Origin of the sequence: Candidatus Sodalis endolongispinus, assembly GCF_018777395.1 — a bacterium.
GTDB lineage: Bacteria > Pseudomonadota > Gammaproteobacteria > Enterobacterales > Enterobacteriaceae > Sodalis_B > Sodalis_B endolongispinus.
Window position 1 is genome coordinate 1,325,812 of the sequence record NZ_JAFJYC010000001.1, and the last position, 24,395, is coordinate 1,350,206.

Genomic DNA, 24,395 nt, shown 5'->3' on the forward strand with positions numbered 1-24,395 from the left:
CGGTACAGTGGGGTGTCATCGCGGTTCCCGACCGCCTGCTATTGTGTTTCATCTAACCAGACCCTCACGGCCGCCGCCAGCAGTTTTTCTCCCGGCGCGGGCAACTGGCGGGAAAAGCAGCGGCGGGGTTATGGTCGTTGAAACCGATGACAGAAAAATGACAAATTCGGCCCGGAGAATCTTGGCCGCGCGTGCCGCATCGATGGCCGGATACCGCCAGGGCAAAGGCCTGCCGCGCACAACAGGCTATAACAATGGACGGAATACGGTTCCCCAGCGGGTCGTCGGCGCCTGACTGCATAGCGAACGCGAGAGGGAAACGCCGCGTCTATTCGCGCCATGGCTTAACCACTAGCGCAGTCGGAGGGGGCAATGCCACCTGCGTAAACCAGGTCGCAGCGACACCACCGGTGTACCCCATGGCGCAGCGACGCGAAGACGCCACCGGTATACCCCATGGCGCAGCGATGCGGCGCCGCCGCCGCAATAGCTGCCTATCGCTGCATCCAGTTCGCGGCGCCGGCGGCGTAGTGCGGCGCGACCTCCCGCAATCGCGCAATGGCCGTTCGGGTCTGGCCGATGGCATAGTCTATTTCTTCAGAGGTGGTAAAGCGCCCCAAAGAGAAGCGGATGGAGCTGTGGGCAAGCTCTTCATCCAGCCCCATCGCGCGCAGCACATAAGACGGCTCAAGGCTGGCGGAGGTGCAGGCGGATCCTGTTGATACCGCCAGATCTTTCAGAGCCATGATTAGCGATTCGCCGTCAACGTCGCGAAAGCTGACGTTCAGCACCGTGGCCACGCCCTGCTCCAGGTCACCATTGACCGCCACCCCGCCAATTTGTTGCAGCCCCTGCCATAATCGGTCACGTAAATGGCGCAGGCGCGGCATTTCACTCGCCAGCTCCTGCGCCGCGAGGTGAAAGGCCTCCCCCATCCCGACAATTTGATGTACCGGCATCGTCCCGGAGCGCATCCCGCGCTCGTGGCCGCCGCCGTGAATTTGGGCTTCGATCCGCACCCGCGGCGTGCGGCGCACGAACAGCCCGCCGATACCCTTCGGCCCATACACTTTATGGCCGCTGAACGACATCAGATCCACCGGCAACGTGGCCAGATCGATGGGCAATTTCCCGACGCTTTGAGTGGCATCCACATGCAACAGCACCCCGCGGGCGCGGCACAGTGCGCCGAAAGCCGCGATATCCTGAATCACGCCGGTTTCATTGTTAACATGCATCAACGACACCAAAATCGTATCATCACGCAACGCATCGCTTAATTGCTGCGGAGTGACAATGCCGTTTGCCGGCGGTACCAGCCAGGTGACACTGAAACCGTCCTGCTCCAAGTGCAGGCAGGTGTCAAATACCGCTTTATGCTCGGTTACAGCGGTAATAATGTGGCGACCTTTGGCACGGCAGGCGTGAGCGGCCCCTTTAAGGGCCAGATTATCGGACTCGGTGGCGCCGGAAGTGAAAACGATATCGCGGGGGTCAGCCCCAACCAGGGCGGCGATGTTATTACGAGCAATATCAACGGCTTCCTCTGCCTGCCAGCCATAACGGTGGGAGCGGGAAGCCGGATTACCGAAAATACCGTCCAGCGTAAGATGCTGCATCATCTTCTCCGCCACCCGCGGATCGACCGGCGTAGTGGCGGAGTAATCAAGATAAATCGGTAATTTCATGAAGCATTAACTCCAGGCATCAATAACAGCGGGTGCCCTTATTGTACTCAAGCGCGCAGGTTGACGTTAATCGTTTCCTGCGGCCGGCCGTTGGCAATCGGACGACGGGTATCGTTGTCCTGGCGATCGGCGACGTCGAGGATCTCTTCATTACTGACTAGTTCCGCCAGGGTAATGTTGTTGAGAAACTCGCTGATGCGCACGCTGAGATCACGCCAAAGCGTATGGGTCAGGCAGCGGTCGCCGCCTTGGCAGCCTTCTTTACCCTGGCAACGGGTGGCGTCTACCGATTCATCCACAGCGGTGATAATCGCGCCAACGGCAATCTGATCAGAGTCACGCCCCAGCAAATAGCCGCCGCCGGGTCCCCGCACGCTGGCCACCAGCTCGTGCTTGCGCAGGCGGGAAAACAGCTGTTCCAAGTAGGAAAGGGAAATGCCCTGGCGCTCGGAAATTTCGGCGAGCGACACTGGCCCCTTACCGGAGTGCAGGGCGACATCAAGCATTGCGGTGACCGCATAGCGGCCTTTGGAAGTCAGTCTCATGATCAGAATACCGGTGAAAATAACGTAGCAAAAGTCTGCCATTCCTGACTAAAGTAGTCAACTATTTAACCGAGTAATTTGCTCAACTATTTATTCCCTTTCCGCCGGTAAGGTCTCTTGCGCCCGGCGGCGCAAACCCGCCCCGGATAAGGACGTCCCTGGACCCCACCGCGGGCTAATGCTACCGGCGGGCGATGCCGGAGGCAGAACGGCTTCACGCCGGCGGACGTGCGTTGCCGGTGCCCGGCATGGGCGTTTCCGGCTTTTGCGGGTGTTCAATGGAGGTCAGCATGCCGCGCAGGATATTCAATTCCTGGCTTTCTGGCCGAGCACGATTGAACAACCGGCGCAGCTTGTTCATCACCAGCCCCGTATGGGCACGGCGAATGAAACCGGTACCGCTCAGCACCTGCTCCAGATGCTGATAAAAACGCTCAAGATCTTCCGCCAAAGGGTAGACCGAAGCTTCCTGCGCCGTTGCGTCCTGACGTTGACTTTCAAGCCAGGCGACACGGACTTCATAGGCCAGAATTTGCACCGCCATCGCCAGATTGAGCGAGCTATACTCGGGATTGGCCGGGATCTGGACGTGGAAATGGCACTTTTGCAACTCATCATTGGTCAGGCCGAAGCGCTCACGCCCGAACAGCAGCGCCACCGGGGCTTGCGCTGCCTCTTGAATGCTTTTGACGCCGCACTCCCGCGGCTCCAGCATCGGCCAGGGAAGCGTCCGCGAGCGGGCGCTGGTGCCGACCACCAGGCTGCAACCGGCCAGCGCCTGGTCAAGATTGTCAACCACGGTGGCATTGCCGATGATATCACTGGCGCCGGCGGATAAAGCGATAGCCTGCGCATCGGGCTGGTGCAGGGGATTGACCAGATAGAGATTGCTTAAGCCCATAGTTTTCATCGCGCGAGCGGTGGAACCGATATTGCCGGTATGTGACGTTTCAACCAGAACGATGCGGATATTGTGCAGCATAGTCTTATTGTGCAGCATAGTCTTACAAGTCAGGGGAAATGTGGGCAATATCGTAGCATAGCCGTAGGTTTTTTGCTGTTGCTCTGCTATACTCCGCGCCGTTTTAGTTCTTTAAACATTCTAGTGGACGATATCCATGCATCCGATGCTCAACATCGCCATTCGTGCTGCGCGGAAGGCGGGTAATTTAATTGCCAAACATTATGAAACCCCTGATGCGGTCGAAGCCAGCCAGAAAGGCGACAACGACTTTGTCACTTACGTTGACCGCGAAGCGGAACGTTTGATTGTTGAAGTTATCCGCAAGTCTTACCCGCAGCACGCCATCATCGGCGAAGAGAGCGGCGAGCTGGCAGGCGAAGACACCGATGTACAATGGATTATCGACCCACTGGATGGCACCACCAACTTTATTAAGCGTTTCCCTCATTTTGCCGTTTCCATCGCTGTACGCATCAAAGGCCGCCCGGAAGTTGCCGTGGTCTACGATCCGATGCGCAATGAGCTGTTCACCGCGTCACGCGGTCAGGGCGCTCAGTTAAACGGCTACCGCCTGCGCGGCGGCAGCGCTCGCGATCTGGACGGTACTATTCTGGCTACCGGTTTTCCGTTTAAACAGAAACAGCACGCCAACAGCTATATCGCCCTGGTGAGTAAACTGTTCATTCAATGCGCGGATTTCCGCCGTACCGGCTCAGCGGCGCTGGATTTGGCCTATGTGGCCGCCGGTCGCGTGGACGGCTTTTTTGAAATCGGTCTGAAGCCCTGGGACTTCGCCGGCGGCGAACTGTTGGTGCGTGAAGCGGGCGGTCTGGTCACCGATTTCACCGGTGGCCATAATCACCTGCTTTCAGGCAATATCGTGGCCGGTAACCCTCGCGTTGTGAAAGCCATGCTGTCGACGTTGCGCGACGAGTTGAGTGAGGCGCTGAAGCGCTAAATCCATTCGGGGCCGGCATCAACCGCCGGCCCCGACGTAGCGGGCTTACCCGACGCCTTCCGAGCCACTTTTTTATCGTCACGCCCCGCCCTGGCGCCACAGTTCCTTTCGCTGACTCTGCCGTTCCAGCACCATTGCGCAACCCATTTCCAGTGCCGCACTTCCCTTGCAGCGCCACGATATAATCCTTTTCCAATACCGTACCTGCCACTGCAGCGCCACGATATAATCCTGTCCTAACGCCGCACCTGCCTTGCAGCGCCTCGATATAACCCTGTCCTAACGCCGCACCTGCCTTGCAGCGCCACGATATAATCCTTTCCCAAAGCAACATCTGCCTTGCAGCGCCTCGATATAATCCTTCCCCAGTGCCGCACCTGCCTTCGCAACGCCACAGCATAGTCCATTCCCAATGCCATACCTGCCTTCGCAGCGTCACGGCATAACCCATTCCCGACACCACGCCTGCCGTTCCTATGCCCGCAGAGTCATTCCCATGCCGGACAATTCGTGGTAGAGAAGTGAGAATGGGAAATATCGCCGCGGCGAACCTCCCACATTTACCGATTAATCAGCAAGGCGGACATTATGCAAAATCTGTTTGATTTAACGGGGAAACGTGCGCTGTTGACCGGCGGCTCCCGGGGGATAGGTTATTTGCTGGCCGGCGGCCTCGCCCGTCATGGCGCCAGCGTAATCGTCAGCGCGACGACCGCGGAAAATGCCGAACGGGCGGCAGAACGGCTGCGGGCCGAGGGCCTGGATGCACATGGCGTGAGCTTTGACATTACCAAAGGGGCCGAGGTCAGCCGCGCAATTGAACAACTGGAACAGCAACAGAGCCCGATCGACATTCTAATCAATAACGCGGGCATCCAGCGCCGGCATCTGTTGCTATCGTTTCCCGAAGCCGACTGGGATGAGATTATCAATGTGAATCAAAAGGCAGTATTTCTGGTTTCGCAACAGGTCGCAAAACGGATGGTGACGCGTCGGCGGGGTAAAATCATCAATATCGGCTCAATGCAAAGCGAGCTGGCCCGGCCGAACATCACACCTTATGCCGCCGCTAAAGGGGCGGTCAAGATGCTGACCCGCGGAATGTGCGCCGAGCTGGCGCCTTATAACATTCAGGTCAACGGTATCGCGCCAGGGTATTTCAAAACCGAAATGACCACCACACTATCGGAGGATGAAACGTTTAACCGGTGGCTTTATCAGCGCACGCCCGCCGGGCGCTAGGGCGATCCTCAGGAACTGATCGGCGCGGCGGTGTTCCTTGCCTCTCCCGCCGCAGATTTCGTCAATGGTCATCTGCTGTTTGTCGACGGCGGCATGGCGGCGGTGGTGTGATTAGACGCCAAACGGGCGGATGCCGCTGACCATTTCCGGCACGTCGCTGAAATACAGCAGCGCGCCAGCACCGACCAGCACGACCCCGCCGGCGAGCGCCAGCGTTGCCCATACCACATCGCGCCAGAGCGCCGGCGCGCGCGGCTTAATCAGCCGTTCAGCAACGGTTAGGCCAAAAAACACCAACAGCGCCAGCGTCAAAAGCGTCAACGCAGTACCCACCGCCATCATCAACGCGGACAAGACGCCCCAGGCATAGACACCGATCACTTTGGCGAACAGCAACACCAGTATCGCGCCGGAGCAGGGGCGCAACCCCATGGCGACGACCACGGCGGCACGATTGTACCAGCCGTCGGCCGTCTGTAGCTCCTCATCGCGCGGCAAATGACGGTGCCCACAGCCACAGCCCGCGTGGTGGTGGTGATTTGCTGGCGTCAAGGCCCGGAACACCGGTGCCCTCCCCTCAAGCGTCGCGGTCGTACGCAGGAGAAGTAACAGGCGCCTGAGCGCGCGCCAGCATAGCCAAACGCCCAATCCCACCACCAGCACAAAACTGGCCTTTTCCAGCCAGAATTGGCCGAGGTGCAATGTGCGGGAAGACAGTCGCAGCAGATTCAGCGTCAGGGTGACCAGCATGACTGCCATCGTACCCTGCAACAGCGCCGCGGCCAGCGTCATCAGCAAGCTCTGCCGCAATCGGGAACGGTGGGTGGCAAGATAGGTAGTAATGACCACCTTGCCGTGGCCGGGTCCGACCGCATGCAGGATGCCATACACGAAGCTGAACAGCAGCGTGGCGCCATAATGCTGTGGATTAGCCTGCACCTCCTGCAACAGCACAACCATCTGCTGGTGCAACTGCTTTTGCCACAGGACCATTTGTAAAAGTATCTGTGGCCAACGCAGCCAGATCCAGTGGCCCGCCGCCGCCAGCGCCACAAAAAAGGACCATAGCGGCCACAAATTCAGCCAGAGGCGGGATGGGCGAGGATCCTCCGACCGCAAGATGTCATCGTTAATTTTGATCACCGCTTCTCCATACAGACGCTCGCAACAATCAGGACGTCATCGTTAATTTGGATCATAGCCTATGCCGACAGACGCCAGGCGCCAGCAACAGATCAGGATGCCATCGTTAAGTTGGGTCATAGTCTATACCGACAGAGGCCAGACGCCCGCAACAGATCATAATGCCATCGTTAAGTTGCTCATAGCCTATGCCGACAGGCGACAGCCCCCCAACCCGATATTGTTATAAAATAACATACCTTAGACGGCGATCTATCCCCCCTTTCCCCTTGGCGGCAGGATTTACGGCTGGTCCGGCAGCGCCGGGAAAAATGTGACGCGGCTAAAAGCTATGAAACAAAGTTGGCGCTCCGGCAGTGGCGAGATAGCGGTTGACTATGATTAAGGCTGTTACGATAGCAAAAGGGTATACGACCCATGAGTCCGCCCACTTCACAGGCGCCCGCGCTGTCCGCTTCCGGCCGGCGTAGCCATCTGTTGCTGCTTTTCTACTCGGCGACGGAGCCTTGCTCACTGGCACAACTGGCACATCGGTGCGGGATCGATCCCGATACCGTACAAAGCGATCTCGCGCAGCTTGAAGCCGAAATCGGCACGCTGTACCGGCTCGCCCTGCTGTGCCGGGAGGGGGAATACCGTATTGAGGGCAACGTTCTCAATCATCGGTTATGTCTGTTCGATGGCCTGCGCCGGGCGCTGCGCCTCTGCCCGGATCGCGTTGAACGCGATTTCACCGCCGCGCTAACGCATCAGTGGCGCGACTTGCCACCCGCGCTGCAAATACCGCCGCCGCGTCTGACGGAGGCCATGGAGCACCTTCTGCCGCTGCTACCCGATCAGCGCGCCGAAAGCAACCGCCAGTTCCTCTCTCTCTGGCTGCGTTACCTACAGCTGCAATGCCATCGTCGGCAAACGCCGAACTTTAATCAGCACCAGCGGCAATGGCTTATCCAGAAACAGGCGTACCCGGCGGTGCAGGAAGCCTTGCGCGACTGGTCTGTGCCGGCCGGCGAGCTGTTTGGGCTGACGTTGCTTATCAGTTTATTGCGGCATCCCCAACCTGCCGATCCAGACTGTGCCGATGATAGACGGCTCAAACAGGCGGTCGAGCGGCTTATCCGACGTTTCGCCCAGCTTTCCGGCAGAACCTTTTCCCAGGAGGACGCGCTGGCGGAACAGCTGTTTTTCCATCTGAGCGCCGCGCTGGAACGCTGCCATTTCCATATGGGCATCGACAGTAGCCTGCAGAGCGAGGTTGAAGAAAAGTACCCCAGTCTGCTGCGCGCCACCCGCGCGGCGATGATACCGCTGGAGGCGGAGTATCGTATCCGTTTCAGCCGGGAAGAGATGGGGTTGATCGCGGTTATTTTCGGCGCCTGGCTTATGCAGGAGACGGATCTGCAGGAAAAGCAGGTGGTGATTTTAAGTCAATCGGAGGGGGCGCAGGAGCGCAAATTGGAGCTGCAAATCCGGGAACTGACGCTGTTGCCGCTGAACATCAAATTTCAGTCGGTGAGTGAATTTTAGGCCCGCGGCGCGCCGAAAAATACCGTGCTGGTCATCACCCCTTTCCAAATGCAGCTGCCTTTGTATTCACCACCGCTGCTGCAGGTGCGCATGCCGCTACCGCAGGCGCAACGTCAGCGGATCCGCGATCTGCTAGAATCCTGAACTCGGCCGCCTCCCGGTCGGCCCGACGCCGCACCGAGTGACATCAGACACCCCAGCCGCCAGCAAAGGCGACGCGTTATTCGGCTACCGCCAGGGCAAAAAAACCGGCCCCGCAAAAGGGGGCCGGCCGGTGGCTAGTGGTTGCGGCGGCGCCGGCAGAATCCGGCGGCTCGCACCGTCATCACGCGTAAACGGGATGGCGGGCGCAGATATCCAGCACTTTATTCTTAGTACGCTCGATGACGGCGTCGTCATGGATATTTTCCAGCACGTCACACATCCAACCCGCCAAATCGCGTACGTCGGCCTCGGTAAAACCGCGGCGCGTCACCGCCGGCGTACCGATACGCACCCCGGAGGTGACGAACGGGCTTTTCGGATCATTGGGCACGCTGTTTTTGTTCACGGTGATATTGGCACGGCCCAGGGCGGCATCCGCTTCTTTGCCGGTCAGGTTTTTATCCACCAAATCCAGCAGGAACAGGTGATTATCGGTAGCGCCGGAGACAACGTTGAAACCGCGTGACAAGAAAACCTCCACCATGGCCTTGGCGTTTTTGGCCACCTGCTGCTGGTAGGTTTTAAACGCCGGCTCCATCGCCTCCTTCAGCGCCACCGCCTTGGCGGCAATCACATGCATCAACGGGCCACCCTGCGCGCCGGGGAATACGGCAGAATTCAGCTTTTTATACAGCTCTTCGCTGCCGCCATTGGCCAGGATCAAACCACCGCGCGGGCCGGCCAGCGTTTTGTGGGTGGTCGTGGTCACGACGTGGGCATGGGGTACCGGATTCGGATACACGCCGGCGGCGATAAGACCCGCCACGTGCGCCATATCCACAAAAAGGTAAGCGCCGATGCTATCGGCGATCTGCCGCATTTTGGCCCAGTCGACCACGCTGGAGTAGGCCGAGAAGCCACCGATGATCATTTTCGGCTGATGGGTTTTCGCCAGCTCGGCCAGTTGGTCATAATCAATATGGCCGCTCTCATCGATACCGTAAGGCACGATGTTATAAAGCTTGCCGGAGAAGTTGACCGGTGAGCCGTGGGTCAAATGGCCGCCGTGCGCCAGGTTCATGCCCAGCACCGTATCGCCCGGCTCTAACAACGTGGTATAAACGGCAAAGTTCGCCTGTGAGCCCGAGTGCGGCTGCACGTTGGCATAATCGGCGCCTAACAGGGCTTTGGCACGGTCAATGGCTAACTGCTCGACCACATCGACGTATTCGCATCCGCCGTAGTAGCGCTTGCCCGGATAACCTTCAGCGTACTTATTGGTCAGCTGTGAGCCCTGCGCCTGCATAACGCGCGGACTGGTGTAGTTTTCAGATGCAATCAGTTCAATGTGCTCTTCCTGGCGCACCACCTCCTGCTCCATTGCCTGCCACAATTCGGCATCATAATCTGCAATGTTCATATCACGCTTTAACATCTGTTTCTCCTGACTCTCAGCTAACTGACTACGGCGATTAAAATAGGGGGAATGACCGGCCGTCAGTGTAATCTTTTTTGCCCGGCTTCCGATAGGGCTCAGCTCCGCTTTTTACGCAAACGATTCCCTTAATAACGATGCGTGCAGCCTGTGGTCGCGCCTTACGCCGCATGACGAAATATTTTCATCGTACAAGAGGAAAATTTCATGCGGCCCACCCGCGGGACATTGCCCGTTTAGCGCTCAAGGTGGGCCGTGTGTCCCCAAGCAAAGCGTCAGGCGTTACGCCAGGCTCGCGCCAGGTATCAGGCCGCAGCCTCAAATAGCCTCTTCGTCCTGCTCGCCGGTTCGGATGCGCACCACGCGCGCGACGTCGAAAACAAAAATCTTGCCGTCGCCGATCTTGCCGGTCTGTGCGGTGTGCATAATGGTATCGACGCAGCTGTCGACGATATCATCCGGCACCACCAGTTCGATTTTCACCTTGGGCAGAAAATCCACCATGTATTCCGCACCGCGGTACAATTCCGTATGCCCTTTTTGGCGGCCGAAGCCTTTGACTTCGGTTACCGTCATACCGGTAATGCCGACTTCAGCCAGCGCTTCACGCACATCGTCCAGTTTAAATGGTTTGATTATGGCATCAATTTTTTCATTACTTCACCTACTTAGCAGATTACCGGCGCCTACCGTCAATTGTGAAAACCAGGGCCGATTAATGTTTAAAATCATTCGGGTCCAGCGTATGGCGGGACAAGAGTTTATAAAATTCTGTACGGTTTCGACCCGCCATCCGTGCGGCTTGCGTCACATTCCCGCGGGTTATTTGTAATAACTTACGTAAATAACGCAGCTCAAATTGGTGACGCGCCTCAGCAAAGGTCGGCATCACCGTGGTATCGTCCGCCAAGGCCTGCGCCACCAGCGCATCGCCGATGACCGGCGTAGACGTCAACGCAACACACTGTTCTATCACGTTCACCAGCTGGCGTAAATTACCGGGCCAACCGGCGGCCACCAGCCTTTTCATGGCATCCGCGGAAAAGCTGCGCACAAACGGTTTATGGCGCTGGGCCGCCAGGCGTAATAAATGCGGTGCCAACAAGGGAATATCTTCCGCCCGCTCGTGCAAGGCGGGCAGTTTCAAGCTGACGACATTTAATCGATAATACAGATCCTCGCGAAATTCCCCCGCCGCCATCGCCTTGGGCAAATCCCGATGGGTGGCGGACAAAATGCGCACATCGATAGCGCGGTCGCGGTCGCTACCCAGCGGTCGCACCTTGCGCTCCTGCAACACCCGTAGCAGTTTAACCTGTAACGACAGCGGCATGTCGCCTATTTCATCCAGAAACAGCGTGCCGCCATCGGCGGTCTGAAACAACCCTTCACGCTGGCTTACCGCGCCGGTGAAAGCGCCCCGGGCGTGGCCGAACAGCTCGGATTCCAGCAGCGGCTCCGGCAGTGCGCCGCAATTGACCGCGACGAATGGCGCATTAGCGCGCGGGCTGGCGGCGTGGATTGCTTTCGCCAGGATCTCTTTACCGGTGCCGCTCTGACCGCTAATCAGGATACTGACATCCGATTGGGCCACCATCTTCGCCTGCTCCAGCAAGCGCAGCATGAGCGGACTGCGGGTGACAATGGTTTCTCGCCAGCGTTCGTCGCCGGCGGGACGGGTCAACGCCAGCGCCCCATCGATGGCGCGATACAGCGCGTCGCGATCCACCGGTTTGGTCAGAAAGCTGAACACCCCCTCTTGGGTCGCCGACACCGCGTCCGGGATCGAACCATGGGCGGTAAGAATAATTACCGGTAAGCCGGGCTGCTGCTGCTGTATGGCCATGAACAGCGCGATACCGTCCATCTCATCCATACGTAAGTCGCTAATGACCAGGTCGATTCTACCGCGTTGCAACAGTCGTAGCGCCTCTTGGCCATTTTCCGCAGTAATCACCGTGAATCCTTCGCTGGTCAGCCGCATGCCAAGCAGTTTCAACAGGCTGGTATCATCATCCACCAGCAGGAGATGGGCATGTCTGCAGGTCGTCATGGGCGAGTGTCTCCCGCATCGGGTGTCGCAACGGGAGGAAGGACATGAGCGGGGCGTGCGTCCGCCACATCGCCGCCGGCGCTCGAACCGACCGCCCCCCGCGTCTGCCGCTTCAGAGCCGCCGCTTTGCCGTTACCGCCATCGAGGGGCGTGGTGCCTCCATCCTCTAGCGTCTGCCGCTTCTCTGCCGCCGCTTTGCCGTTGCCGCCGTCGAGGGGCGTGGTGCCGTCATCCTCCGACGTTTGCCATTTGCGCGAGGACAGGCGCCGCTCAATGTCGGTGAGATTTTGCAGCTTACGGGTGGTGGTTGCCAGCGCCTGGTTTAGCTGCTGTTCGCGCGCCGTGAGCGTGCGGATCTGCCTGTCGTTTTCCTGCTGCTGACGCTGAGTACGGCTGCGCTCATCGGCCAACACCAGCCGCAGCGCCTGCTGTTGGCGCCAAAGAGTAAACAGCGGATAGATGCCGGTCGGGAAAGTGTCGCGATAGCCTAAAAGGCGATGATATGCCTGACGCCGCCCGGCGACATCGATGTCCGTAGCGTCGAGCAAAATGCTGTGGCGGAAACTGTCCTGCCAGCTTTCATCCTGGTGGCGCCATGCCTCAGCACGCGCCTGCGCCGGAGTCATGCGTGAGGCGCATTCCATAAGGCTTAACCAATAGTCAGGCTTGTTTACCCTGTCATCATCATCCTGCCAGATATCATCGCACACTTTGGCAAGCGTTGACGGCGCCAGATGGGTGTGAGGTCCCGGCACCTCGCTAAGCAACGGGTGCCGGGTGCCGTGCTGCTGGCAGGCCGAGAGCAGTAACGGCAGAAGCAACGCCATTAGCGCGGCGCGCAGTTGGGCGTCGGCCGGCGAACGCGGCGAGAAAAAGCGCGGGGTCTGCCGCGGTGAACGTGCTGCTCCAGTCATCTATTAACGAGTCTCACCGGTTAGAGGGAGGGTAATGCGAAAGCAGACCGCAGCGTAATCTACCCGTACCAAATCGAGTTCACCCCGCATACGGCGAATGCAATCCCGGGCGATGCTTAAACCCAGTCCGCTGCCTTTTACCACGCCTTTACGCTGAATACTGCCTTGGTAAAACGGCTCAAAAATCAATGCCAGATCCGTCTCGGCAATGGGCGCTCCGCTGTTGGCCAGCTCCAGCAGGATACGCTGCCCGCTTAGGCGGCTTCTGATCCAGATGTTACCGGATTCCTGGCCGTAGTGCACCGCATTGGAATACAGATTATCCAACACCCGTGTTAACAACTCCGGCTGCGCGCGGCAATGGGTCACCTCAAGCGTCACGTGATTGTGGATACCCTTGGCACGCGCCGGCAGACTGTGGGCGGCAATAACCGACGCCACCATTGCCGCCAAATCGATATCGGCGGCAAAAGAAGGGCCGTCCGCCAGCCGGCGGTTGTAATCCAGCAATTGTTCGATGAGTTGCTGCAGGTGCCGGCTGCTGCTGTCGAGAATCGCCACCACGTCTCGCTGATCGGCGCTCAGGGGGCCCGCCACCTCGTCGGCCAGCAGCTCCGCCCCCTCGCGCAGACTGGCCAGCGGCGTTTTCAATTCATGGGAAATATGGCGCAGAAATTCATGCCGCTGGGATTCCAGCCAGGCCAATCGCTCGTTCAACCAGATAATCCGCTGGGCCAGCGACTGAATTTCACGCGGCCCGCTAAACGGCGTATCCGCCGCCAGCGCTTGCCCTTCCCCCAGCCGGTTAATCATATTTTCCACGCGCTTCACCGGACCAATAATCATTCGGGTAAACAGGAAAACCAGCGTCAGGCTAAATAGGAACAGCAATAGCGCCAGCCAGCCAAAAATACGGCCCTGCTCCGCGATAGCCTGCTGCAGCTGGCGGCCGCGGGCAAAGATATTTTCGCGCGTCGCCTGTACCAGTTCGTCGTTGGCGCGGGAAAAAGCCTCCAGCTGCGCCGAGGCCTGCCCGCCCGGGCCGCTGTTGTCACAATGAAGTTGATCGAGGGCAGCCAGCATGGTTTCCAGCCGCTGACGATAACGCGGATCCGGCAACGGATCGCCGCGGCCGCTGAGGGTTTGTCGATATTGCTGGCGCTGGTTTTGGTAGAGGCGGGCCAATGTAGGATCGTCCAGGACGCAATATTGGCGATAGCTGCGCTCCATTGCCAGCGCCAAACCGGTCATATTTTCGCTGCGCCGTGCGTCCGCCAGCGTCGAGCGGTTGATTTCCGCCGCCTGTTCGCTCAGGGTATCCAGACTTTGCCAAGCCTGCCAGGCCAGCAACAGTAGCGGCAGTAACACCAGGCTGAACGCCAGCACAACCAATTGGCGCAGCGAACGGGGAAACGGACGCCACTTGTTCACGGTCATCGTCCTCAGCGGAATAGGGATAGGCCTCGATGCTAGCCGACTGTCGCCAACAGGGAAAGAACAAAAAAGGCACTTGCCCGGAGGTCAAGTGCCTTGAATGTAAGATAGGGGGTGCCTCACTCAACGTGTCGCCCTGTGGTTGTTAACACCGCGAAGGCAGCGATTAACGGTTACGTTGGACGGTAGGCATCGTACATTGGCATCATTCGGCAGTTATGGAGCGGTCGTAGTGCTTTGCATGTGACGCTGTCATATCAAGGTGAATGAGCGACTGATTTAGATATAGCAGAAACCGTGCCAAACCGCCAATAATAGGGATATATAACTGAATAATAAGCGTTTTTTAATTATAATTTGTCTGAGCTTATCGACATGCCCTATCGCAAAGCAAATGAATCTGTCTCCTACGGGAGACATAAAAACATGCTCTGCTATAAAGCAATAAAATTCAGCAAGATAAATGTCTCTTGTCAGCGACAGTTTGTTAGCCGCTCGCGTGGAGAAAGCGACACCTGCCGCGATCCCATCATCCCGGCTTACTACCGTACCGCGTCAGCGTTGTCTTCAGCAGCGTCCGCCGAACGCCCGAGCCAACATCGTTATTGCCGCGCGGCAAGTAACGCCGGCTCCACGACACGTCACGCCTGCTCCACGAAGGGTGTCGCCGCAATCACCCACGCGGCGCCTCTGCGCCGACCGCCAGCCGGCGCAGACTATCCTATGCGCTTAACCCAGCTGCTTGCGCGCGTTGCGGAACAGCCGCATCCAGGGCACGTCCTCGCCCCACTGTGCAGGGTGCCAGGAGTGGCTGACGGTACGGAAAACCCGTTCAGGGTGCGGCATGGTCAGGGTAACCTGGCCGCTGGCGTTGGTCACGGCGGTGATACCGTTAGGGGATCCGTTCGGATTAGCGGGATAGTTTTCGGTAACCTTGCCGTAGTTGTCCACATAGCGCAGGGCCACCAGGCCCGCATGCTCAATCGCGGCCAGATGCGCCGCGTCGCGCACCTCCACCAGACCTTCGCCGTGGGAGACGGCAATAGGCAGACGGGATCCGACCATACCCTGCAACAGCAGCGACGGGCTCTGCGTCACCTCCACCAGGCTGAATCGGGCCTCAAAGCGCTCGGACTTGTTGCGCACGAAACGGTGCCATAACTCCGCGCCGGGGATCAGTTCGCGCAAATTGGACATCATCTGACATCCGTTGCAGACCCCGAGCGCCAGGGTTTGAGGCCGGTGGAAAAACGCCTCGAACTCATCGCGCACCCGTGGGTTAAACAGGACTGACTTCGCCCAACCTTCCACGGCGCCCAATACATCGCCGTAAGAGAAACCGCCGCAGGCCACCAGCGTATGGAAGCCCTCAATGGTTTGCGCACCGGTGAGCAAATCGCTCATATGCACATCGATAGCCTCAAACACGGCACGGTGAAAAGCGGCCGCCATCTCGACATGGGAGTTCACGCCTTGCTCCCGCAGCACGGCGACCTTCGGCCGCGCGCCCTTGACGATAAACGGCGCGGCAATATCATCGGCAGGATCAAAGCTCAAGGCCACCGTCAGGCCCGGATCGTTATCGTCCTGACGGGCGGCGTGTTCCTGATCGGCGCTTTCGGGATTGTCACGCAGCCGCTGCATCTGCCAGCTGGTTTCCGCCCACCAGGTTCTCAGGGTGGTACGGCTTTCACTGTACAGCGAACGCTCGCCGGCGCGCAGGATAAAACGGTCGCCTGGCTGGGCCGTGCCCAGATAGTGCAGGCAGTCCGCCAGACCCTCCTGGTGGAACAGCGCCGTGACCGCGTCGAGATCGGCCGTGTCGATCTGGATTACCGCCCCCAGCTCTTCATTAAACAGGGTGTCCAGGGCGTCATCCCCCAGCGGGCCAACGTCGGCATCGATACCGCAGTGGCCGGCAAACGCCATTTCCGCCAGCGTCACCAGCAAGCCGCCGTCGTGATAGGCCAGCAGTCGCCCTTGCGCCACCAGTTGTTGCATGACGCGGAAAAAGGCGGCCAGCTGACCGGCGTCGCGCACGTCAGCGGTTTCATCCCCGAGCTGGCGATACACCTGCGCCAGGGCGGTGGCGCCCAACGCCTGATGGCCAGCGCCCAGATCGATGAGCAACAGCGTATTATCGCGCGCCGGCTGCAATTGCGGCGTCACAGTAGCGTGTACGTCTTCCACGCGGGCGAAGGCGGTGATGACCAGCGACAGCGGCGCCGTCATTTCCCGGGATTCGGCCCCGTGCTGCCAGCGGGTTTTCATCGACATGGAATCTTTACCCACCGGGATCGTAAGCCCCAGCGCCGGACAGAGCTCCTCGCCCACCGCTTTCACCGCCTGATACAGACCGGCATCTTCACCGGGATGACCCGCGGCGGCCATCCAGTTGGCGGAGAGTTTCACCCGCTTGATATCGCCGATATGCGTGGCGGCCAGGTTAGTCAGCGCCTCGCCTACCGCCAGACGGGCGGAGGCGGCAAAATTGAGCAGCGCGACCGGCGCCCGCTCGCCCAGCGACATCGCCTCGCCGTAGTAACTATCCAGACTGGCGGTGGTCACGGCGCAATCCGCCACCGGCACCTGCCACGGGCCGACCATTTGATCGCGCGCGACTATTCCGGTGACGCTACGATCGCCAATGGTGATAAGGAAGGTTTTTTCCGCCACCGCCGGAAAATGCAACACGCGGTTAATCGCCTCGGCAAGCGTGATACCATCGCGGTTTAGCGGGTGGCCGGGCGGCCTGCAAACTGACGGCTTCCCGCTGCATCTTCGGCGTCTTGCCGAGCAAGACATCCAGCGGCAAATCAATCGGCCGGTTAGCGTAATGCGCGTCGTCCAGGCTAAGATGCAACGCGTCGGTCGCCTCACCTATCACCGCATAGGGCGCGCGCTCACGGCGGCAAATGGCGTCAAATTCCGCCAGCCGTTCAGGGGCGACCGCCATAACATAACGCTCCTGAGATTCGTTGCACCAGACTTCCAGCGGGCTCATCCCCGGCTCGTCGTTGGGGATCTCGCGCAGCTGAAAACGCCCGCCGCGTCCACCGTCGCTGACCAGCTCCGGCATGGCGTTGGACAGACCGCCGGCGCCCACGTCATGGATAAACAGAATCGGGTTGTCTTCGCCCCGCTGCCAGCAGCAGTCGATGACCTCCTGACAGCGACGTTCCATTTCAGGATTGTCGCGCTGCACCGAGGCGAAATCCAAATCGGCATCGGACTGACCGGAGGCCATCGACGAGGCCGCGCCGCCGCCAAGGCCGATATTCATCGCCGGACCACACAGAACAATAAGCTTGGCGCCTACGCTGATGTCGCCTTTTTGCACGTGCGAGGCGCGAATATTGCCAATGCCGCCGGCCAGCATGACGGGCTTATGGTAACCGCGCAGCTCCACGCCGTTATGGCTATCCACGCGCTCTTCATAGGTGCGAAAATAGCCTGTCAGCGCCGGACGGCCGAATTCGTTATTGAACGCCGCGCCCCCCAGGGGGCCGTCGGTCATGATATCCAGCGCGCTGACAATACGATCTGGGCGGCCGAAATCTTCTTCCCAGGGCTGTGCAAAGCCCGGAATACGTAAATTGGAAACCGAGAAGCCGAGCAGACCGGCTTTCGGCTTGGCGCCGCGGCCGGTGGCGCCTTCATCGCGGATTTCACCGCCGGAGCCGGTGGCCTCGCCGGGCCAGGGCGAGATGGCGGTCGGGTGGTTATGGGTTTCGACCTTCATCAAAATATGCGCCGCTTCCTGATGATAGTCATAGCGCCCCGCCTGCGCGTCGGGGAAGAAACGCCCTACCGCCGATCCCTCCATCACCGCGGCATTGTCCTTATAGGCCGACAACACATAGTCGGGGGTCTGCTCGAAGGTGTTTTTGATCATCTTGAACAACGACTTGGCCTGCGGCTGGCCGTCGATCACCCAATTGGCGTTAAAAATTTTATGCCGGCAATGCTCGGAGTTGGCCTGAGCGAACATATACAGCTCGACATCGATGGGGTTACGCCCCAGGCGGTTGAACGCCGCGAATAAATAATCGATTTCGTCCTGCGCCAGCGCCAGATTTGCCGCCTCCAGCGCGCCGCGCCCCTCGCCCAAAACGTCCACCAGCATTACCGGCGCCGGCGCGTGCTGGGCAAACAGCGCCGCTGCCTCCTCCAGGCGGGTGAATACCGTTTCCATAATTCTGTCGTGCAACAGGGCGGCGAGTTGCCCCCACTGCGACTCACTTAATTGGGGCGCCTGAATATAATAGGCCAGACCGCGTTCCAGACGTTTTATCTTCGGCAGTCCGCAGTTGTGGGCAATATCGGTCGCCTTTGATGACCAGGGAGAGCGCGTTCCGGGCCGCGGCGTGACCAGCCGCCGCCGCCCTTGCGGCTGATGTTCGGCGAGAGAGGGACCGTATTTCAACAGCCGCTGCAGCCGGCTTGACGCATCCTCATCCAGCGCTGCGCTGACATCGGCGAAGTGGATATATTCGGCATAAATATCGTCCACCGGCAGTCGGGCGTCCCGGCAGCGGGCCAGCAGCTTATTAATGCGAAATGCGGACAGAGCGGGCGAACCGCGCAATATTTCCATAGTAACAGATCTCTCGTCTTTGAACCGCCGGCCGCGGGTGTGTGGCTCGACCATTCATGGGGCGCAACAACAGGGGAAAACGCGCGTCATTATAAAGAATCCCGGCTGCGGACGAAACCGTTTGCGCAGTTATTCTTTTATCCTTTAATTTCCTTTCACCGCGCGCGAAGATGCATCAATCTGGTTGCACGTTGGCGCTTTGTTGCGCAAAATGCCCTCCTGTTCGGAGAAAAAATCATAATAATGTTGCCGTAAACGACAGCGAGGCTTGCCTCCGGCACGAGATAACGCTTTGAAGCGGTTCAAAATAAATTATTTTATTATAGGCCTTATTGCCATTTTGCTCACCTGGGCCCTTTGGACTACCGTCCCTTGGAGAAATGCCCATCAGGATAGCCTGGCGGCCATCAAAACGCGCGGCGAACTTCGTATCAGCACCCTTGACGCGCCGCTGAGCTATTATCGCGTCAATCATCAACCGGCGGGCTTTGATTACGATCTGGCGCAACGCTTCGCCGATTACCTCGGCGTCACCTTGAAGGTACGCGTGCGCAGCAACCTGAATCAGCTGTTTGACGATTTGGATAATGATAACGCTGATATCCTGGCGGCCAGCCTGATTTACAACGCCGAGCGATTGAACCGATTCACCGTCGGTCCCTCCTACTATTCGGTTTCGCAGCAGCTGGTGTATCGCCTGGGCCAGCCGCGGCCGAAAAATCTGGGCGATTTGCGCGGGCGGCTGGCGGTGGCCTCGGGTTCGGCGCAAATTTCCCAGCTGCGGCAGTTGAAAAAGAAGCAGTATCCCCAGCTTGCCTGGGAGGTATCCTCCGATCTCAGCAGTCGGTCGTTGCTGGAAAAAGTCGCCGAGGGCAAGCTGGACTATACGCTGGCCGATTCGGCCACCGTCGGGCTGTTGCAGCGGGTGCATCCGCAGTTGGCGGTGGCATTTGACATTACCGAGGAAGAGCCGGTCACCTGGTATCTCCGGCGCAGCGATAACGAGGGGCTGTCGGCCGCGCTGCTGGATTTCTTCAGCCAATTAAACGACAACGGCATCATGGCGCGGCTGGAGGAAAAATATCTCGGTCACGTTGGCGGGTTCGATTATGTGGATACCAAAACCTTCCTTAATGCTATCGATGCCACCTTGCCGGCGCTGCAGCCGCTGTTTAAGCGTTATGCCCAGGATATCGACTGGAAGTTGTTGGCGGCCATTTCCTACCAGGAATCCCATTGGGATCCGCTGGCCACGTCGGCCACGGGGGTACGCGGACTGATGATGCTTACCCGTCCCACCGCCGATAGTCTGGGCATCGGCGATAGGACCAACGCGGAACAAAGCGTGCGCGGCGGCGCCCTGTATTTGTCGCGCATGATGCAGCGGGTGCCGGACACCATCCCCGAGGATGAAAAGATCTGGTTTGCTCTGGCGGCATATAACATGGGTTATGCTCATATGCTCGATGCGCGCGCCCTGACGGCCAAGCAGCATGGTAATGCCGACAGCTGGGTCGATGTGAAGCTGCGGTTGCCGATGCTCAGCCAGCCGCGCTACTACAAGCAAACCCTTTACGGCTATGCCCGCGGCCAGCAGGCGTATAATTACGTGGAAAACATCCGCCGCTATGAAATCAGTCTGGTAGGTTACCTGCAGGAGAAAGAGAAAAAGGCGGCGCAGCTGGCGGCCTGGAATGCCGATCCCGCCAACGCTTACCCGGTGGTGGTGGCGGAAGATCTGCGCGCGCTGGCGCCGGCCAGCGCTGCCGCTCGCCCCTGACGGCGCTACGCACGCCGCCGGGCAGACCAGATTTCGCCCGGGGGGATAGCTTGCCGAGCGACGCAGCGCCGTGAGAAAGGTCTGGCGTGCGGCAATGGTTCAGCGCCGTTCAATTCTGCGCCTTATCGCGGCCGCACTCCGCCGTGATACACGCTCGCCTGACAGCGACCATGCTACCCGTTACGAAGTGCCTCCGGCAGCGGCCGTTTTGCGTCGTTAAAAGGGGTCGTTTGGCGGCTTCATTGCCTGCCGCTGCGCCTTGTGTTGCGCCCTGCGGTGGCGAAAAAACTCGCTGAGATGAGCGGAACACGCCTGCGCCAGCACACCGACGGTGAGCGCAATACGATGATTCATGCCCGGATGGCCAATTATATCCATGAGCGATCCCGCGGCGCCGGTTTTCTCGTCCCGGCCGCCGAACACCAGGCGGCCTATACGGGCGTGGATCATCGCGCCCGCGCACATCACGCAAGGCTCCAGGGTCACGTACAAGGTCGCTTTCAGCAAACGATAATTACCCGCCTGCTGCCCCCCCTGGCGCAGCGCCATGATTTCGGCATGGGCGGTGGGATCGTGATGGCCGATGGAACGGTTCCAGCCTTCGCCAATAATCGCGCCGTTAAGCACCAGGACCGCACCGACCGGCACCTCGCCCTCGGCTTGCGCGCGCGCAGCCAACATCAGGGCGTGACGCATCCAAACTTCATCGCAGCAGCGCTCGCTCATGACCTTCCTCCCGGCTGATAACCGCCGCGGAGTATACCGGCCCGGGTAGAGAGAAGGAAGGCAGAATCAATCCAGCTGCTTGAGTTGGCCATCGTGCGTTACCCGCCAGCGGTATTGGCAAAAATACAGCAGCGGACTGTCGTGAATGCTATCGCTATAGCCGCTGTATAATTTCAACGGAATGCCCAATTCGCGCTCCAACTGCGCCACTTTCTCATGCCCAAGACAGCGCAGCGTCAGTATCCAGCCGCCGTAACGCCGGTGCATCCGGCTGCCGATAAGCCGGACCTGCGGCAGGAACACCGCGTCGCAATACACTTTTTTCACCAGCGACTCCGGCGAGCCGGTAATCAGCCACACCTGGGCATCGTGACTGGCGAGATAGTCGTCCAGGCGCGCCAGTACCTGCGGGAAACGCCGCACGCGTTGGCGGAAAACAGCCGCAAACCGTGCCTGCAACGCCTGCAGCCGCGCCTCGCTGTGGCCGCAGGTAATCGACCATAGCAGCAGGCTCATCGGCCAGCGGGCCGAGCGGCCCTTTACCAGCAGCCCAAGCACCACCACCGGCAGAGCGGGGACCACCACTACGATATTCAGTGGCAGATGCGCAAGCAGATAGCGCAGGAAGCAGCCAAACATATCCTGCTGATGTAATGTGCCGTCCAAATCAAAAAACACCACGCGCCGGGCGGTTGGGTCAGTCAAAAGCTACTCCTCCGGATCCTTAAATCCAATCAATCAGGTAAAGATAAATCCCGCCATCACGGCAGCTGCCAACCCCACCAGATAAGCCGCGACCTTACCGGTGACGATGGTCAGCGCCAGCGGCAATCCTGACAGGACAAAGGTAATAAGCGTCGCCACCTTAAGATAACTTATCACCGCGCCGCCGACCGCCCCGCCAAAGCAGGCGGCGACAAACGGGCGTCACAGCGGCAGCGTGACGCCGAAAATCAGCGGCTCGCCAATACCGAGCACACCCACGGGCAAGGCGGCTTTCAGCACTTTTTTCAGCCGGGCGCTGCGGGTTTTCAGCAGCACGGCCAAGGACGCGCCCACCTGCCCTACTCCGGCCACGGCCAGGATCGGCAGCAGGGGATTCACGCCGTGGGCTTGGATAAGCTCCACGTGCAGCGGCACCATTCCTTGATGCAAGCCGGTCAGCACCAGCGGCAAAAAGCTGCCCGCCAGCACTGCGCCGACCACCATGCCGCCCCGATCAATCGCCACATTCACACCGTGGGCGATAGTGTCAGAGACAGCCCCACCGAGTGGTTGTAACACCACTATCGCCAGCGAGGCAGTTATCAGTGTAGTCAGAAGCGGATTAACTATCAGCTCAATCGACTCGGGCAAACGGCGCCGCAGCGATTTTTCTACCCAGCACATCAGGGCCACCACCAGCAAGACGGCAATTACGCCGCCGCGACCGGGCTGTAGCGGTTGGTCGAAAAGCTGTATTTGCGCCAGACCAGGGCTGCTCAGGATGGCGGCCATCACACCGCCCATGGCCGGTAAACCGCCAAACACCCGCGCCGCGTTCACCCCCACCAAAATCGTCATGATGGCGAATACCGCGCTACCGAACAGCGCCAGTAGCCCGAGCAGATTGGGGTAGTGCCGCGCAATATCGCCGCTGACGTCCGACCGCGTCAAAAGATTAACCAGCCCCGTAATCAGGCCGGAGGCGATGAACGCCGGGATGAGCGGAATAAACACGTCAGCCAATTGGCGCAAGGCGCCACTGACGGGGGTCGCGTAACGCGTCTTGATGCGCTCACGCGTTTGCGCCGCGCTCTCCGCCGCCCCGGCGCCGAACGGTGCAGCCGGCGCGTCAGGCATGAGGCGGCGCACGGCGTCAACTACCTTCGCCGCAGCGCCCGGTCCGGCGATGAGCTGATGTTGCCGTCCCTGCAGGACATAGCCTTTAATGCCTTCCACCCGTTGCAGCGCTGCCACATCCACCCGCCGGTCGTCGAGCACCGCCACCCGCACCCGGGTCATGCAGTTCTCAAGCCGCGGCACGTTGTCCGCCCCGCCCAGACCGGCCAGCAGCGCTGCCGCTACGCTTTCGCTGTGTTGCATTATGGGCTCCCGTCCCGTTAACGTTGGCGCGCCGCCTGCAGGTGGCCCGTCGCTATTGTCCTTTTCGCCGGTGCACGCACGGCGCGCCGTTATGTCACGTCTTGATACCGACGCTGCATCGTACCGGCGACGGCTGCCACCTGGAAGGCATACGCCTGCCGGCAGGTAACGCATGCCGCCCCGTTACGCGCGAATGTCGGCCAGCGCCGCCCGTAGATAGCCTCCGTGCGCCGCCAGCGCTTGCGCGGCGCTTTTGCCGCTAAGCAGCATCAGAATGGCCGGTTTAACTTCATAGTCGGTCTGCTCCAGGGCTGCCGACGCCTGCTCCGCCTCGACCCCGCACGCTTCGCATTGGTGGCCCTAACATCCACCATCAGATTTTGATAAACCTTACCCAACTTAACCATGTCGCCGGTGGAAATCATATTCAGCACCAGTTTTTCTGCGGTCCCGGACTTCATGCGCGTCGAGCCGGTCAGCACTTCAGGCCCCACCACCGGCGATATCGCGATGTCCGCCGCTTGGGCGATGGGCGAGTCGGGATTACAGGAAATCGCGACGGTGGTGCAGCCCAACGCGCGGGCATAACGCAACGCACCCAACACATACGGCGTCCGGCCTGAGGCTGCCAGCCCCACCACGATATCGGCCGGGGTGAGGCTGAGGTGTTGCAGATCACGCGCGCCCAGTTCCCTATCGTCCTCCGCGCCCTCAACCGCCTTGAGCAGTGCGCCGGTGCCGCCGGCGATAAGGCCGACCACCCTGCCTGGCGGCACGCCGAAGGTGGGCGGAATTTCCGATGCATCCAGCACCCCCAGCCTGCCGCTGGTCACGGCCCCCAGATAAATAAGCCGCCCGCCGGCGCTCAGCGCCTGCGCCACGCAATCAATAGCCGCAGCCACCGCCGGCAACTCGGCGGCGATAGCTTCAGGCACCTGCCGGTCCTGCTGGTTAAACAATGTCACCATCTCAAGCGTCGATAAGGTATCCAACGCCATCGAGTCGGGATGACGTGTTTCCGATATTAATGCCCCTAAATTCATACAGCCACCGTTGAATTTTTAATTCAAATAATTAAAACTATTATCGAATAGATAATTCCTGCAGGCGAGAGAAATCTCGCCGCCCGATAACAGGGCGCCTTGCCATCGTTCCAACAC

At 59.6% G+C, this 24,395-nt stretch carries 15 protein-coding genes and 4 pseudogenes; 4 read left to right on the forward strand and 15 right to left on the reverse strand.

All coding sequences use genetic code 11. The annotated features are described in order from the left end of the window. Positions 1–494: 494 nt before the first annotated feature. The 3 genes from JZM24_RS06510 to trmJ form a co-directional block, all read right to left on the reverse strand. Positions 495–1,688: an IscS subfamily cysteine desulfurase gene (locus JZM24_RS06510; RefSeq protein WP_215669089.1), complete on the reverse strand. Its 1,194-nt coding sequence runs from the start codon at positions 1,686–1,688 to the stop codon at positions 495–497. A 47-nt stretch (positions 1,689–1,735) separates the two neighbouring features. After that, positions 1,736–2,233 carry a Fe-S cluster assembly transcriptional regulator IscR gene (iscR, locus tag JZM24_RS06515; protein WP_215669090.1) on the reverse strand — a complete coding sequence of 166 codons (498 nt, stop codon included), beginning with the start codon at positions 2,231–2,233 and terminating at the stop codon, positions 1,736–1,738. Positions 2,234–2,447: 214 nt separating this feature from the next. Next, positions 2,448–3,215: a tRNA (cytosine(32)/uridine(32)-2'-O)-methyltransferase TrmJ gene (gene trmJ / locus JZM24_RS06520; RefSeq protein WP_215670032.1), complete on the reverse strand. Its 768-nt coding sequence runs from the start codon at positions 3,213–3,215 to the stop codon at positions 2,448–2,450. A gap of 136 nt (positions 3,216–3,351) precedes the next feature. On the opposite strand from trmJ, the gene suhB reads away from it, so the two are divergent. Together suhB and idnO are read left to right on the forward strand one after the other, a co-directional pair. Further along, on the forward strand, positions 3,352–4,155 hold the full coding sequence (gene suhB / locus JZM24_RS06525; protein WP_215669091.1) for an inositol-1-monophosphatase: 804 nt from the start codon (positions 3,352–3,354) through the stop codon (positions 4,153–4,155). Positions 4,156–4,743: 588 nt separating this feature from the next. Then, a pseudogene (idnO, locus tag JZM24_RS06530) lies at positions 4,744–5,508 on the forward strand (gluconate 5-dehydrogenase). Here idnO and JZM24_RS06535 read toward each other — a convergent pair. Then, positions 5,509–6,537: a nickel/cobalt transporter gene (locus JZM24_RS06535; protein WP_376775540.1), complete on the reverse strand. Its 1,029-nt coding sequence runs from the start codon at positions 6,535–6,537 to the stop codon at positions 5,509–5,511. A 420-nt stretch (positions 6,538–6,957) separates the two neighbouring features. Here JZM24_RS06535 and csiE point away from each other — a divergent pair. Next, positions 6,958–8,211 (forward strand): annotated as a pseudogene (csiE, locus tag JZM24_RS06540) (stationary phase inducible protein CsiE). Positions 8,212–8,392: 181 nt separating this feature from the next. On the opposite strand, the gene glyA reads toward csiE, so the two are convergent. The 6 genes and pseudogenes from glyA to purL form a co-directional block, all read right to left on the reverse strand. Then, positions 8,393–9,646 carry a serine hydroxymethyltransferase gene (gene glyA / locus JZM24_RS06545; RefSeq protein ID WP_215669094.1) on the reverse strand — a complete coding sequence of 418 codons (1,254 nt, stop codon included), beginning with the start codon at positions 9,644–9,646 and terminating at the stop codon, positions 8,393–8,395. A 318-nt stretch (positions 9,647–9,964) separates the two neighbouring features. Beyond that, positions 9,965–10,294 carry a nitrogen regulatory protein P-II gene (gene glnB, locus JZM24_RS06550; RefSeq protein ID WP_215670033.1) on the reverse strand — a complete coding sequence of 110 codons (330 nt, stop codon included), beginning with the start codon at positions 10,292–10,294 and terminating at the stop codon, positions 9,965–9,967. A 67-nt stretch (positions 10,295–10,361) separates the two neighbouring features. Further along, positions 10,362–11,699 (reverse strand): two-component system response regulator GlrR, encoded by a 1,338-nt coding sequence (glrR, locus tag JZM24_RS06555; protein ID WP_215669095.1) that lies wholly within the window; start codon positions 11,697–11,699, stop codon positions 10,362–10,364. Further along, the gene (locus JZM24_RS06560) at positions 11,696–12,613 is read right to left on the reverse strand and encodes a hypothetical protein (protein WP_215669096.1); all 918 of its coding nucleotides are present in this window, start codon (positions 12,611–12,613) and stop codon (positions 11,696–11,698) included. The genes glrR and JZM24_RS06560 overlap by 4 nt, the downstream gene beginning before the upstream one ends. Positions 12,614–12,616: 3 nt before the next feature. Next, positions 12,617–14,050, reverse strand: coding sequence for a sensor histidine kinase (locus tag JZM24_RS06565; protein WP_215669097.1), 1,434 nt, complete (start codon positions 14,048–14,050; stop codon positions 12,617–12,619). Between the two features lie 726 nt (positions 14,051–14,776). Further along, a pseudogene (gene purL / locus JZM24_RS06570) lies at positions 14,777–18,644 on the reverse strand (phosphoribosylformylglycinamidine synthase). Positions 18,645–18,936: 292 nt separating this feature from the next. On the opposite strand from purL, the gene mltF reads away from it, so the two are divergent. After that, positions 18,937–20,424, forward strand: a complete 1,488-nt coding sequence (gene mltF, locus JZM24_RS06575; protein ID WP_246579902.1) for a membrane-bound lytic murein transglycosylase MltF — start codon at positions 18,937–18,939, stop codon at positions 20,422–20,424. A 216-nt stretch (positions 20,425–20,640) separates the two neighbouring features. On the opposite strand, the gene tadA is transcribed toward mltF, so the two are convergent. The 5 genes and pseudogenes from tadA to murQ all read right to left on the reverse strand — a co-directional run bounded on the left by tadA (position 20,641) and on the right by murQ (position 24,278). Continuing rightward, entirely contained in the window at positions 20,641–21,150 is a 510-nt protein-coding gene (tadA, locus tag JZM24_RS06580) for a tRNA adenosine(34) deaminase TadA (RefSeq protein WP_215669098.1), read from the reverse strand. A gap of 66 nt (positions 21,151–21,216) precedes the next feature. Then, a complete protein-coding gene (yfhb, locus tag JZM24_RS06585; RefSeq protein ID WP_215669099.1) occupies positions 21,217–21,855 on the reverse strand; it encodes a phosphatidylglycerophosphatase C in 639 nt (212 codons plus the stop codon). Between the two features lie 33 nt (positions 21,856–21,888). Further along, entirely contained in the window at positions 21,889–22,032 is a 144-nt protein-coding gene (locus JZM24_RS19660; RefSeq protein ID WP_376775515.1) for a hypothetical protein, read from the reverse strand. Between the two features lie 45 nt (positions 22,033–22,077). Continuing rightward, complete coding sequence (locus JZM24_RS06590) at positions 22,078–23,235, reverse strand: PTS transporter subunit EIIC (RefSeq protein WP_376775516.1); 1,158 nt, start codon at positions 23,233–23,235, stop codon at positions 22,078–22,080. 183 nt (positions 23,236–23,418) lie between these two features. Beyond that, positions 23,419–24,278, reverse strand: a pseudogene (murQ, locus tag JZM24_RS06595) (N-acetylmuramic acid 6-phosphate etherase). Positions 24,279–24,395: the final 117 nt, after the last annotated feature.